This is a genomic window from Pseudomonas sp. Q1-7 (assembly GCF_028010285.1).
Taxonomy (GTDB): domain Bacteria; phylum Pseudomonadota; class Gammaproteobacteria; order Pseudomonadales; family Pseudomonadaceae; genus Metapseudomonas.
In genome coordinates this window covers 5,025,328-5,037,204 of sequence record NZ_CP116304.1, presented here as the reverse complement: position 1 = coordinate 5,037,204, position 11,877 = coordinate 5,025,328, and the positions used below count along the sequence as shown (strand labels likewise).

General features: G+C 69.6%; 15 protein-coding genes. All 15 read left to right on the top strand.

What is annotated here, in order from left to right; genetic code table 11:
* Window positions 1–2 precede the first annotated feature (2 nt).
* Window positions 3–695: an SCO family protein gene (locus PJW05_RS23350; RefSeq protein WP_271409310.1), complete on the top strand. Its 693-nt coding sequence runs from the start codon at window positions 3–5 to the stop codon at window positions 693–695.
* Window positions 692–1,333 (top strand): SCO family protein, encoded by a 642-nt coding sequence (locus tag PJW05_RS23345; RefSeq protein ID WP_271409309.1) that lies wholly within the window; start codon window positions 692–694, stop codon window positions 1,331–1,333. Before PJW05_RS23350 ends, PJW05_RS23345 begins: the two co-directional genes overlap by 4 nt.
* An 11-nt stretch (window positions 1,334–1,344) precedes the next feature.
* Window positions 1,345–2,901 (top strand): cytochrome c/ABC transporter substrate-binding protein, encoded by a 1,557-nt coding sequence (locus PJW05_RS23340; protein WP_271409308.1) that lies wholly within the window; start codon window positions 1,345–1,347, stop codon window positions 2,899–2,901.
* A 2-nt stretch (window positions 2,902–2,903) separates the two neighbouring features.
* Window positions 2,904–3,539, top strand: a complete 636-nt coding sequence (locus tag PJW05_RS23335) for a SurA N-terminal domain-containing protein (RefSeq protein WP_271409307.1) — start codon at window positions 2,904–2,906, stop codon at window positions 3,537–3,539.
* Between the two features lie 351 nt (window positions 3,540–3,890).
* Window positions 3,891–5,579, top strand: coding sequence for a GspE/PulE family protein (locus PJW05_RS23330; protein ID WP_271409306.1), 1,689 nt, complete (start codon window positions 3,891–3,893; stop codon window positions 5,577–5,579).
* A complete protein-coding gene (locus tag PJW05_RS23325; protein WP_271409305.1) occupies window positions 5,560–6,336 on the top strand; it encodes a hypothetical protein in 777 nt (258 codons plus the stop codon). The genes PJW05_RS23330 and PJW05_RS23325 overlap by 20 nt, the downstream gene beginning before the upstream one ends.
* Window position 6,337: 1 nt before the next feature.
* A complete protein-coding gene (locus tag PJW05_RS23320; RefSeq protein WP_271409304.1) occupies window positions 6,338–6,883 on the top strand; it encodes a pilus assembly protein in 546 nt (181 codons plus the stop codon).
* Window positions 6,870–7,424, top strand: a complete 555-nt coding sequence (locus PJW05_RS23315) for a GspMb/PilO family protein (RefSeq protein ID WP_271409303.1) — start codon at window positions 6,870–6,872, stop codon at window positions 7,422–7,424. Before PJW05_RS23320 ends, PJW05_RS23315 begins: the two co-directional genes overlap by 14 nt.
* A 2-nt stretch (window positions 7,425–7,426) precedes the next feature.
* Window positions 7,427–7,921, top strand: coding sequence for a secretion system X translation initiation factor (locus PJW05_RS23310; protein WP_271409302.1), 495 nt, complete (start codon window positions 7,427–7,429; stop codon window positions 7,919–7,921).
* Entirely contained in the window at window positions 7,918–9,738 is a 1,821-nt protein-coding gene (locus tag PJW05_RS23305; protein ID WP_271409301.1) for a secretin N-terminal domain-containing protein, read from the top strand. The genes PJW05_RS23310 and PJW05_RS23305 overlap by 4 nt, the downstream gene beginning before the upstream one ends.
* Window positions 9,739–9,741: 3 nt before the next feature.
* Window positions 9,742–10,212: a type II secretion system protein gene (locus tag PJW05_RS23300; protein ID WP_271409300.1), complete on the top strand. Its 471-nt coding sequence runs from the start codon at window positions 9,742–9,744 to the stop codon at window positions 10,210–10,212.
* 2 nt (window positions 10,213–10,214) lie between these two features.
* The gene (locus PJW05_RS23295; RefSeq protein ID WP_271409299.1) at window positions 10,215–10,589 is read left to right on the top strand and encodes a type II secretion system protein; all 375 of its coding nucleotides are present in this window, start codon (window positions 10,215–10,217) and stop codon (window positions 10,587–10,589) included.
* Complete coding sequence (locus PJW05_RS23290; RefSeq protein ID WP_442969188.1) at window positions 10,576–11,064, top strand: type II secretion system protein; 489 nt, start codon at window positions 10,576–10,578, stop codon at window positions 11,062–11,064. The genes PJW05_RS23295 and PJW05_RS23290 overlap by 14 nt, the downstream gene beginning before the upstream one ends.
* A gap of 20 nt (window positions 11,065–11,084) precedes the next feature.
* Complete coding sequence (gene csgE / locus PJW05_RS23285; protein ID WP_271412289.1) at window positions 11,085–11,453, top strand: curli production assembly/transport protein CsgE; 369 nt, start codon at window positions 11,085–11,087, stop codon at window positions 11,451–11,453.
* Window positions 11,450–11,854, top strand: coding sequence for a curli assembly protein CsgF (locus tag PJW05_RS23280; protein ID WP_271409297.1), 405 nt, complete (start codon window positions 11,450–11,452; stop codon window positions 11,852–11,854). Before csgE ends, PJW05_RS23280 begins: the two co-directional genes overlap by 4 nt.
* The last annotated feature ends 23 nt before the right edge of the window (window positions 11,855–11,877 follow it).

Here is an 11,877-nt window from a genome sequence, read left to right as displayed (position 1 = left end):
CCATGGACCCTATCCGCACAGGCCTCTTCGCCGCGCTGTTCGCCCTCGCCACCGGACCGGCGCTGGCGGGCCACAGCCCGGAAGAGCACGCCGCGCACATGGCCGCGCAGGCCGCCCACGCCCAGCAGCAGGCCGCCGACGCCGAGGTGCGTTTCGCCGATGTGCCGCTGCTGGACCAGAACGGCCGCGAGCTGCGCCTGAAGGACGACCTGGTGGGCGACCGCATCGTCGTCATGGGCTTCGTCTACACCAGCTGCACCACGGTCTGCCCGGTGATCTCGGCGATCATGCAGAAGCTGCAGACGCAATTGGGCGAGCGTGCCGGCCGCGAGGTGCAGCTGATCTCCCTGAGCATCGACCCGTTGCGCGACACCCCCCAGCGCCTGCACGACTATGCCGGCCGCTTCGGCGCCGGCGATGGCTGGCGCTGGGTCACCGGCAGCAACGAGGCGGTGACCGACACCCTCAAGGGCCTCGGCACCTGGACCGCCGACTACCAGGAGCACCCGCCGCTGATCATGGTCGGCGACGGCCGCACCGGGCAGTGGACGCGCTTCTACGGCTTCACCGACCCGAGCGTGCTGCTGGCGCGGGTCGACGAACTCAGCGCCGCCCGCGCCCAGGGCGACCATGCGCGGCACGCCATGCACGCGGCCCACGACCACGCCGCCCTTGCCCGGGAGACCCAGCCATGAAGCGCCTGATTCCGCTCGCTTTGGCCCTGGGCCTGGCCGGCAGCGCCCTTGCCCACGAGGGCCACGAGGGCCACGAGACCCAGCAGGGCCATGACGCCGCACCGTCCACGGCCCCGGCGGCGCAGCCCCTGACCGGCACCCGCGATGCCCGGACCTACTTCACCGACACCTTGCTGCGGGACCAGAACGGCAACGAAGTGCGCTTCTACAGCGACGTGCTCCAGGGCCGGCTGGTGATGCTCAACGTGATCTTCACCCACTGCAACGACGCCTGCCCGCTGATCACCCGCAAGCTCAAGGCCGTGCGCGAAGCCATGGATGACGACCTGGCCAAGCAGGTCTACTTCATTTCCCTGTCCAGCGACGCCGAGCGCGACACGCCCGAGGTGCTCAAGGCCTTCGCCGCCAAGCACGGGGTGGACTCGCCCAACTGGATCTTCCTCACCGGCGACAAGGCCGACATGGATCGCGTGCTGGCCCGCCTCGGCCAGTTGGGGGAGAGCCCCGAAGCCCATTCCACCCTGCTGATCGCCGGCGACGTGCCGAACAAGCGCTGGAGCAAGATCCGCCCGGATGCGCCGGTGAACGCCATCGCCCAGCGCCTGCAACTGATGACCATGCCCGTGGTCGGGCGCTGAGGACCGCCGTCATGTGGCGAGCCCTGCTGGTAATGCTGGTGGCCCAGGCAAGCCTGGCCGGCGCGCTGGAGCTCAGCCCCGAGGAGGCAGCGGGGCGGCGCCTCTACCTGGAAGGCGTGGGCGCGGCCAACGGCGAGGTCAGTGCGCGGGTCGGCGCCGCCGACACCCTGGTGCCGGCCTCGCTGATGCCCTGTGCCAACTGCCACGGCGCCGACGGCCGGGGGCGCCCGGAAGGCGGCGTGCGCCCGCCGGACATCACCTGGCGGCGCCTGTCGCTGCCCTACGGCCAGGTGCAGGCCAACGGCCGCAGCCACGGCCCCTACGACGAAGGCGCCCTGGCGCGGGCGGTGAGCGAAGGCCGCGACCCCGCCGGCAATCGCCTGGACCCGGCCATGCCGCGTTTCGTCATGTCCCTGCGCGACATGGCCAACCTCACCGCCTACCTCAAGCGCCTGGAAGACGACCGCGACCCCGGCGTGGAAGACGCCGAACTGCGCCTTGGCACCCTGCTGCCCACCCACGGCCCGCTGGCCGGGCTGGGGCGCACGGTGGAGGCGGTGCTGCGCGGTACCCTGGATCAGTTCAACGCGGCCGGCGGCATCCATGGCCGGCGGCTGACGCTGGCAGTGCGCGACCCCGGCCTGGACCCGTCGAGCACCGAACAGGCGCTGCGCCAACTGCTCGACGAAGACCGCGTGTTCGCCCTGCTGGCACCCCTGGTGCCGGCGCGGGACAGCGAGCTGTCCACGCTGGTCGGCGACGCCGGCGTACCCCTGGTGGGCCCCCTGGCGCTGTTCGCCGAGGGCGGCGGCCACCCGCTGGTATTCAACGCCCTGCCGGGGCTGCGCGAACAGCTCTTCGCCCTGGCCAGCTACGCCAGCCGCGACCTGGGGCTGGAGCACCCCGAAGCCCTGGTTGCCTTTCCCGAGGACGCCCGCCAGCAGCGCCTGGCCGAAGCCCTGGCGCTGCGCCTGATGGACCACGGCTGGGCGCGGGTGCGTCTGCTGGACTACGACCCGGAGGACGACGACGACACCGTGCGCCATGCGCTGGGCAATGCCCAGGGGGTGTTTTTCCTCGGCCAGTCCGATGACTTCGCCCGTCTCGCCGGGCAACTCCAGGCGATGGACCTCTCGCCCTACCTGTTCGCCGCCTCGGCCCAGGTGGCCAGCAGCGCCCTGCGCATTCCGCCGCGCTTCTCCGGGCGGCTGTTCCTCGCCTACCCCTTCATGCCCGCCGACTGGACCGCGGAGGGTGTGGCGGCGCTGCAGGCGATACGTGAGCGTCAGGGGCTGGACGGCCAGCACGCGGTGCTGCAGGTGGGCGCCTACTGCGCCGCCGTGCTGCTCGGCGAAGGGCTCAAGCGCGCCGGGCGCGAGGCCAGCCGCGCCAAGCTGGTGGACGCCCTGGAGGGCCTGCACGGCTTCCAGACCGGGCTGACCCCGGCATTGAGTTTCGGCCCCGGACAGCGGGTAGGCCTGGCGGGGGCGCACATCGTCACCGTGGACCTGGAGGGGGGGAGCTTTCGCCCGCTGGGTCGCTTCGTAAACGTCGACACGAGGTTCTAGGCATGAACGGCAATCCCTGGCTCGGCCTGGTCATCGGCCTGATGACGCCCCTGGTGCTGGCCGGCGAAACCGGCATCGCCGCGCGGGTCAACGGCACCGACATCAGCAACTTCCGCCTGGAGCGGCATTTCACCGATTACCTGAAGATCCAGGGCCGCCAGGTGGGCGCCATCCGCAGCCCGGTGGCCTACAAGCGGCTCAAGCGCGAAGCCCTGCAACAACTGATCGACAAGGAACTACTGTGGCAGGAAGCCGGCCGCCTCGGGGTGTCCGTGAGCGACGACGAGATCGACGCCAGCCTGGCCGAGATGCGGGCCGCCTTCGCCGACACCCAGGGCTTCGCCCGCGCCCTGCGGGAGGCGGGGTTCGACGAGGCCGGCTACCGCGACTACCTGCGCCACGAACTGGTCGCCAGCCGGGTGCTCGACCAGCTGGCCGAGGTACAACCCACCGGCGACGACGAGGTCCGCGCCGCCTACGCAAGCCTCAAGGCGCAGCTCGACCCGGCCCTGGACGAAGCGCGCGGGATGGCCCTGGTGCGCCAGTACCTCAGCGGCCAGCGCCTCGCCCAGGGCCGCGAAGCGGCGCTGGAAAAACTGCGTGAGAAGGGCCGGGTGGAAGTGCTCGTCGCTTTATAGGACAAGAGTCGAAAAAAGCGCTGAAGGCTTGAGGCTGGGCGAAAACGCGGGGTGTGGGAGCGAATTCATTCGCGAAGGGCTTAACGAAAAAGCCTGGCGTGGCACCCGTAGCGGGGCTCCGCACTTCAGCCTTCAGCCGGCCATCCCCCACTTCTGGGGATCGCCACTGGCCAATCTCGGCCAATCCCCCGCTTTTGGGGAAACCCCCGGTGGCGGGGAAATCACCCTCATTTGAAATCATGGACTTAGAGGCCCCTCCAGCGCGGTGAGGGGCTGGCACGATGCATGCGTATCTCCAGGCAAGGGCGGATCGGCATGGCCGGATCGCCAGGGCACCTGGAGGCACGAACCATGGACAGCCAACTCCTCGCGCAGCCTGTACCGGAGCGCTTCGATACCGAACTGATGCGCGCTGCGCGCACACGTTCGGCCGAGCTGGGACATCGCCTGGTGGATGCCCTGGACGAGCTGGCCGACCTGGCCCCCGAGGCCTTTGCCCGGCGCCTGGGCAAGACCCTGCACTACCCGGTATTGGCCTTCGACGCCCTGGGACGGGGTACCCCGCTGTTCGAACGGATTCCCCTGGCCCTGGCCCTCAAGCGCGAGTTCGTCTTGCTGGAGCTGGACGGCGAAACCCTCGGCGTGTTCGCCGACCCCTTCGACGAAGCGCGCCTGGCCTGGATAGAAGAGCAGCGCCAGGGTGCGCCGCTGTACCTGGTGCATCCCCGCGAGCTGGCGGCCTTCCTCGAACGCCATGAAGAAAGCTTCCAGGCCGTCGACTCCCTGCAGGCAGAGGCCGGCTCGGTGCCGGAACGCGAGGCGCTGGAAACCCTGTCCCTGGCCCGCATCAGCGAAGACGCCAGCGTGGTGGTGAAGCTGGTCAACTCCACCCTCTACGACGCCCTCAAGCTGCACGCCAGCGACATCCACCTGGGCATGACCGGCAATGGCCTCTCCATCAAGTACCGCATCGACGGCGTGCTAGGCGGCGGCAGCAAGGTGCCGGGGGTGGAGCTGGCCGAGCAGGTGATCTCGCGGGTGAAGGTGATGGCCGAACTGGACATCGGCGAGAAGCGCGTGCCCCAGGACGGTCGCTTCAAGGTCGGCATCCAGGGCCGCCAGATCGATTTCCGCGTGTCCATCATGCCGAGCATCTTCGGCGAGGACGCGGTGTTGCGGGTGCTGGACAAGCAGGACCTGGCCGACCAGGTGCACGGCGTGCGCCTGGAGGCCCTGGGTTTCGAGGAAGGCACCCTGCGCAGCCTGCGCCGGCTGGCGTCCGAGCCCTATGGCATGGTGCTGGTCACCGGCCCCACCGGCAGCGGCAAGACCACCACGCTGTACGCGATGATCACCGAGATCAACCACGGCGTGGACAAGATCATCACCATCGAGGACCCGGTGGAGTACCAGCTTCCCGGCGTGCTGCAGATCCCGGTGAACGAGAAGAAGGGCCTGACCTTCGCCCGTGGCTTGCGCTCCATCCTGCGCCACGACCCGGACAAGATCATGGTCGGCGAGATCCGCGACCCCGACACCGCGCAGATCGCCGTGCAGTCGGCGCTCACCGGCCACCTGGTGTTCACCACCATCCACGCCAACAACGTGTTCGACGTGATCGGCCGTTTCGCCCAGATGGAAGTGGACCCCTACAGCTTCGTCTCGGCGCTCAACGCCGTGCTGGCCCAGCGCCTGATCCGCCTGGCCTGCCCGAGCTGCGCGGAGGTCGCCACGCCCTCGGAGGACGAGCTGCTGCTCTCCGGCATCGACCCCGCCAGTGCCGCGCAGTACCGCTTCGTCAGCTGTCCGGGCTGCGGCCGCTGCCGGGGCACCGGTTATCGCGGGCGCACCGCCATCGCCGAACTGCTGCGCCTGGACGACGACCTCCGTCAACTGATCATCGAGCGCCAGCCCCTCAGCCGCATCAAGGAGCTGGCGGTCAAGCGCGGCCTGCGCCTGCTGCGCACCTCGGCCCTGGACCTGGTCCGTGAAGGCCGCACCACGCTGGAGGAGATCAACCGTGTCACCTTTGTCGGCTGAGACCTACACCGCCGTGCTCGGCCCGCGCAGCGTGGGCCTGTATCGCGGCCGCGACCCGCGCGGACCGGGTAGCGCCGCGTTCGAGCCGCTCGGCGACCTCGCCTGGTCGCCGGCCCTGGCGGCGCTGGAAGGCCTGCTGGCGCGGCGCGAACCGGGGCGGGCGCGCCTGCGGGTGCTGCTTGGCAGCCACTATGCGCGCTTTTGCCTGGTGCCCTGGAGTGACGCCATCGACAGCCCGGCGGAGTTGCAGGGCTACGCGCGCCTCTGCTTCGAAGACCTCTATGGCGCCTTCGACCAAGGCTGGAGCCTGCGCCTGTCGCCGGAAGCCGCCGGCCGCCCGCGTCTGGCCGCCGCCCTGCCGGAGGAACTGCTGGACCGGCTGCGCGCCCTGGCCCGCTCCGCCGGCCTGCGCCTGGCCTCGGTGCAGCCTTACCTGATGGCCGCCTTCAACCGCTACCGCGCCAGCCTGGCGGACGACTTCCTGTTGCTGGTGGCCGAGCCCGGCCGGGGCAGCCTGCTGCTGGCCCGTGACGGCCGCTGGGCGTCGGTGCGTTCGCTGGCGCTGGACGACAGCGACGCCGCGTTGAACGACCTGGTCGCCCGCGAAGGCGCGCTCCAGGGGCTGGAGCAGGACACCCCGCCCGCGCTCTTCCTGCACGCCCCGGGTCGGGCCGGCCAGATCACCTCCGATGTCGCCCGCCTGGACGACGCGGAGCCGGGCGATCCCCTCCAAGCCATGGCGATGACGGTGAACTGACATGCGCCCGATCGAACTCGACTTCCAGCACAGTCCCCTGTCCAGCCTGCCCGGCTGGCTCCTTCTGGGCGGCGGGATGCTGATGGCCGGTGTGATGCTCCTGGCCCACCTGGACCTGGCCGGCGAAAGCGCGGCCCGCAGCGCCGAGCTGCAGCGGGTCGAGCAGCAGTTGCACAAGCGCGGCCTGCGCCAGGCACCGCTGTCGGCCGGCGAGGAAAAGGCCCGTGCCGCCAGCCTGGCGGAGATGCGCCGCATCACCGCGCAGATGAACCTGCCCTGGGACGGCCTGTTCGCCATGCTCGAAGCCCAGTCGCGCAAGGACATCGCGCTGCTGTCCCTGGCGCCGGACGCGCGCAAGGGCCAACTGCGCATTGCCGCCGAGGCCCGCGACCTGCCGGCGATGCTGGCGTTCCACCGCGAACTGGAGGAAAGCCCCGCCCTGAGCGATGTCTCGCTGCTCAACCATGAGATAGTCACCGAACAGGCCGAGCGGCCCATCCGCTTCAACCTGCTGGCGACCTGGGACGTGAAGGATGCGCGTCCCTAGGCTGATCCTCATCGAACAGGCCCGCCGCCTCGGCTGGCCGGGGCTGGCCGGTGCCGCGCTGCTGGTCCTGGCCCTGGGCCATGCCCTGCTCGGGCTGCTGCCGGCGCGCCAGGCCCTGGCGGCCATGGAGGCCCGGCTGGTGGAGGACCGCGCGCAACTGGCCGCCGCCAGCGCCGCCGCGCCCGGCCAACCGCTGCCGGGCCAGGCGCCCTCGGCGCAACTGGATGACTTTCGCCGCAACCTGCCGGCGCAGCTCGACGCCACCGGCGCCATCGACCGCATCTACGCCCTGGCCCAGGAGGAGGGCATTTCACTGGCCCGTGGCGAATACGCCCTCGGGCTCGACCCCAAGACCCGCCTGGCGCGCTACCAGGTACTGCTGCCGGTGCGCGGCAGCTACCCGCAACTGCGCCGTTTCCTCCATGGCCTGCAGGCGCAACTGCCGGCCCTGGCCCTGGAAGAGGTGGACCTGCAACGCAAGCAGATCGCCGACTCGGAACTCGAGGGGCGCATCCGCATGACCCTGTACTTGGCGAGGTGACCATGGCACGCCGTCTGTTCTGGTTGGCATTCCTCGGTTCGGCCGCTGTCCTGGCGGTGGTCCCCGAATTCTTCGGCGAACGGGCCGAACCCCAGGCCATGCCGCGCAGCCCGCGCCCGCCGGTAGCGGTGACGCAGGCCGAGACGGCCCGGCCTGCGCCGGTGGCACAGGCCCCGGCCGTGGTCCCGGCCGCCGACCTGTTCGCCGCGCAGAGCTGGTACGTGGCTCCACCGCCGCCGCCGGCGATGGCCGCCTCGGCGCCGCCACCCCCCCCCAGGCCCACGGCGCCGCCGCTGCCCTTCAAGTTCATCGGCAAGCTGGACGACCGCCAGGCGCTGCAGGTGTTCCTGCTGCGCGGCGAGCAGGTGCTGGTGGTGCGCGAAGGCGACCTGATCGACAAGACCTACAAGGTGCGGCGCATCGACGCCGAGCGCATGACCCTGGTCTACCTGCCGCTGGACATCGCCCAGACCCTGGTCGTGGGGAGGGCGCCATGAACCGCCTGACCTGCGCTATCGCCCTGCTGCTGTTGGCCGGCTGTGCCACCAACTTGGCCCAGCGCGAAGGGCTGGACCTGATCGACGCCGGCCAGTTCGAAGAAGGCCTGGCCAAGCTGGAACAGGCCGCCCGCGAATCACCCCGCGATGTCGGCGCGCAGATGGCCCTGACCACCCAGCGCGAGCGGGCGGTGCGGGCCCTGCTGAGCAACGGCGACCTGGCGCGCAGCCAGCGCGATTTCGGCACCGCGCGGCTGAGCTACGAGCGCGTGCTGCGCATCGAGCAGCACAACCAGCGGGCGCTGAACGGACTGCGCCTGATCGAGCAGCAGCGCAACATTGCCGACATGCTGCGCCAGGGCCAGACCGACCTGCGCCGGGGCGACGTAGTGGGGGCCTCGCGCCAGGTGCGCGGCATCTTCGCCCTCGACCCCGAACACGAGGGCGCGCGCGAACTGCAGCGCAGCATCGAGGTCGTCCAGGCGCGTTCCGCCGTGCCCTATCCGCAGCTCAAGTCGCGCCTGGACCGGCCGGTGACCCTGGAATTCCGCGACGCCAACCTCAAGGTGATCTTCGAGGTGCTGGCGCAGACCTCGGGGCTGAACTTCATCTTCGACAAGGATGTGCGCCCGGACCTCAAGGCCACCATCTTCGTCCGCGACGTGCCCATCGAGGACGCGGTGGAGTTGCTGCTGCAACAGAACCAGTTGCACCAGCGGGTGGTGAACGACAACACCATCGTCATCTACCCCGACTCGCCGCAGAAGCTGAAGGATTACCAGGACCTGGTGATGCGCACCTTCTACCTCACCAACACCGACGCGGCGACGGCGATGAACCTGGTCAAGACCCTGCTCAAGACCCGCGACGTGTTCATCGACGAACGCCTCAACACCCTGACCATGCGCGACACCCCGGACGCGGTGCGCATGGCCGAAAAGCTGTTCCAGGCCCAGGACCAGTCCAACCCCGAAGTGGTGCTGGAAGTGGAAGTGATGGAGGTGGCGCGCCAGCGCATCCTCGACCTCGGCCTGCAGTGGCCCAACACCTTCGGCGTGATCAACGACGACGGCTCGCCGGTGACCATCCTCGACCAGCTCAAAGGCATCGGCTCCGACCGCATCACCATCTCGCCGTCGCCGCAATTGAAGATCAACGCCCAGGACAACGACGTGAACACCCTGGCCAGCCCGGTGATCCGCGTCAGCAACCGCGAACAGGCGCGCATCCACATCGGCCAGCGGGTGCCCATCGTCAGCGCCACCTCGGTGCCCTCCACCCAGGGCCCGGTGATCACCGAGAGCATCACCTACCTCGACGTCGGCCTGAAGCTGGAGGTGCAGCCCACGGTGCACCTGAACAACGAGGTGGCGATCAAGATCGCCCTGGAAGTCAGCAACGCCACGCCATTGACCCCGACCCAGCAGGGCACCATCCCGGTCCAGGTGGACACCCGCAACGCCCAGACCACCCTGCGCCTGCGCGATGGCGAAACCCAGGTGCTGGCCGGGCTGGTGCGCAACGACCAGGCCAACTCCGGCAACAAGATTCCCGGCCTCGGCGACATCCCCGGCCTGGGCCGGCTGTTCGGCAGCAACAAGGACACGGTCGGCAAGTCCGAGCTGGTGCTCTCCATCACCCCGCGCATCGTGCGCAACCTGCCGTACCAGAGCCCCTACGACATGGAGTTCCCCTCCGGCACCGAGAGCAGCATGCGCGTGCCGCCGGTGCGCGGTCCGGTGGAAGCCCTGGGCGTGGAGCTGCCCGAAGCCCCGGCGGTGGTGGTCAGCCCCGCGTCCATCGGCGGGAGGCCCTGAACCATGCAGCGCCAGGCCGCCTTCTCGCTGATCGAGCTGGTGATCGCCATGGCCATCCTCGGCCTGCTCGCGAGCATCGCCGCGCCGCTGGCCGAAACGGTGATCCGCCGCGGCAAGGAGCAGGAGCTCAAGGTGGCGCTCTACGCGATTCGCGACGCCATCGACACCTACAAGCTGGCGGCCGATGCCGGGCACATCGAGAAGTCCGTGGCCAGCTCCGGCTACCCGCCGTCGCTGCAGGTGCTGGTGGACGGCGTGCGCGACCTGCGCAGTGTCAAGGGCGAGCGCCTCTACTTCCTGCGCCGCATCCCCCGCGACCCCTTCGCCGACGCTCGCCTGGAGCCGGCCGAGCAGTGGGGGCTGCGGTCCTATTCGAGCCCGGCGGATGACCCGCGCCCCGGCGCGGATGTGTTCGACGTGTATTCCCTGGCCGACGGCAACGGCCTCAACGGCACGCCGTACCGGGAGTGGTGACCATGACCAGGGCCAAGGGTTTTACCCTCATCGAACTGCTGGTGGTCATGGCCATCATCGCCACCCTGATGACCATCGCCGTGCCGCGCTATTTCTCCAGCCTGGACAACGCCAAGGAGACCACCCTGCGCCAGAGCCTGGCAGTGATGCGCGAGGCGCTGGACCAGTTCTACGGCGACACCGGGCGCTATCCTGATTCCATCGAGGAACTGGTTGCCCAACGCTACCTGCGCGCCCTGCCGCAGGACCCCATCACCGAACGCAGCGACCTGTGGGTGGTGCTGCCGCCGCCGGAAGGCGCACCGGGCAGCGTCTACGACATCAAGAGCGGCGCCCCCGGGCGGGCGCGGGATGGGAGCCTCTATGCGGACTGGTGAGCGGGGCTTCACCTACCTCGGCGTGCTCTTTCTCGTCCTGCTGATGGGGCTGAGCCTGGCCGGCGCCGGACAGCTCTGGTCCAGCGCCAGCCAGCGTGCCCGCGAACGCGACCTGCTGTGGGTCGGCAGCCAGTACGCCCAGGCCCTGCGCAGCTATTACCGGGCCTCGCCGGGGGTGGCGCAGTACCCCGCCAGCCTGGACGAACTGCTGGAAGACAACCGCTTTCCCCAGGCCGTGCGGCACCTGCGCCGGCTCTACCCGGACCCGCTCACCGGCAGCACCGACTGGGGCCTGATCCGCTCTTTCGACGGGCGCATCGCCGGGGTCTACAGCCCGTCCCGGCAGCGCCCCATGAAGCAGGCGCACTTCCCCGCGCAGTGGGTGGAATTCGAAGGCATGGGCAGCTACGCCGACTGGCGCTTCGTCGCCGAGAAGGCCTTCATGGAAGGCACACCGGCGAGGGCCACGCCATGAGCCGCGCACCACTGCTGGCGATGCTCGCGCTGTGCTGCGCGCTGGGCACGGCGCGCGCCGACGACAACGAAATCATGGGGTTCATCGTCGACTACACGATTTCCCACATCGGCCATGACTTCTACCGCTACTTCAGCGAGCGCCTGCGCGACACCAGCAAGCTGGACTTCAACCTGGTGGTGCGCGAACGCCCCGACGCCCGCTGGGGCAGCCTGGTCTGGGTGGAGTACGAACAGCGCGTGCTCTACCGCCAGTTTCTCCCGCCGAACACCGCCGAACTCAAACCCGTCGCCTACGCCGCGGCGGACCTGGTGCTGGAGGCCATCGCCCAGCAGAAGCTGCAGCGCCTCCTGCAAGACACCCACGATCTGGAGAGGGACGAGCTATGAACAAGAACAGACTTTCCCTGTGGCTGCTCGGGGTCGGCCTGGCCGGTTCGGTGCAAGCCACCGAGCTGGTTTACACGCCGGTCAATCCCTCCTTCGGCGGCAACCCGTTGAACGGCACCTGGCTGCTGAACAACGCCCAGGCGCAGAACGACCACGACGACCCGGACGCGCGCACCTCGACCAGCACCCGGCAATCCGCCCTGCAACGCTTCACCAGCACCCTGGAGTCGCGCCTGCTGTCGCAACTGCTGACCAATATCGAAGAAGGCAACACCGGCAGCCTGACCACCGAGTCGTTCATCATCAACATGATCGACGACGGCGGGCAGCTGACCATCATGATCACCGACAGGGCGACCGGCGAGGTTTCGGAAATCGTCGTCAACGGACTGTTGCCCTGATCCGGGCACTGACAGGAACCACG

Excerpts from the sequence above, each read along its gene's own strand:
- PJW05_RS23350 (WP_271409310.1), top strand. The coding sequence starts at position 3 with ATGGACCCTATCCGCACAGGCCTCTTCGCCGCGCTGTTCGCCCTCGCC.
- PJW05_RS23345 (WP_271409309.1), top strand. The coding sequence starts at position 692 with ATGAAGCGCCTGATTCCGCTCGCTTTGGCCCTGGGCCTGGCCGGCAGC.
- PJW05_RS23340 (WP_271409308.1), top strand. The coding sequence starts at position 1,345 with ATGTGGCGAGCCCTGCTGGTAATGCTGGTGGCCCAGGCAAGCCTGGCC.
- PJW05_RS23335 (WP_271409307.1), top strand. The coding sequence starts at position 2,904 with ATGAACGGCAATCCCTGGCTCGGCCTGGTCATCGGCCTGATGACGCCC.
- PJW05_RS23330 (WP_271409306.1), top strand. The coding sequence starts at position 3,891 with ATGGACAGCCAACTCCTCGCGCAGCCTGTACCGGAGCGCTTCGATACC.
- PJW05_RS23320 (WP_271409304.1), top strand. The coding sequence starts at position 6,338 with ATGCGCCCGATCGAACTCGACTTCCAGCACAGTCCCCTGTCCAGCCTG.
- PJW05_RS23315 (WP_271409303.1), top strand. The coding sequence starts at position 6,870 with ATGCGCGTCCCTAGGCTGATCCTCATCGAACAGGCCCGCCGCCTCGGC.
- PJW05_RS23310 (WP_271409302.1), top strand. The coding sequence starts at position 7,427 with ATGGCACGCCGTCTGTTCTGGTTGGCATTCCTCGGTTCGGCCGCTGTC.
- PJW05_RS23305 (WP_271409301.1), top strand. The coding sequence starts at position 7,918 with ATGAACCGCCTGACCTGCGCTATCGCCCTGCTGCTGTTGGCCGGCTGT.
- PJW05_RS23300 (WP_271409300.1), top strand. The coding sequence starts at position 9,742 with ATGCAGCGCCAGGCCGCCTTCTCGCTGATCGAGCTGGTGATCGCCATG.
- PJW05_RS23295 (WP_271409299.1), top strand. The coding sequence starts at position 10,215 with ATGACCAGGGCCAAGGGTTTTACCCTCATCGAACTGCTGGTGGTCATG.
- PJW05_RS23290 (WP_442969188.1), top strand. The coding sequence starts at position 10,576 with ATGCGGACTGGTGAGCGGGGCTTCACCTACCTCGGCGTGCTCTTTCTC.
- csgE (WP_271412289.1), top strand. The coding sequence starts at position 11,085 with ATGCTCGCGCTGTGCTGCGCGCTGGGCACGGCGCGCGCCGACGACAAC.
- PJW05_RS23280 (WP_271409297.1), top strand. The coding sequence starts at position 11,450 with ATGAACAAGAACAGACTTTCCCTGTGGCTGCTCGGGGTCGGCCTGGCC.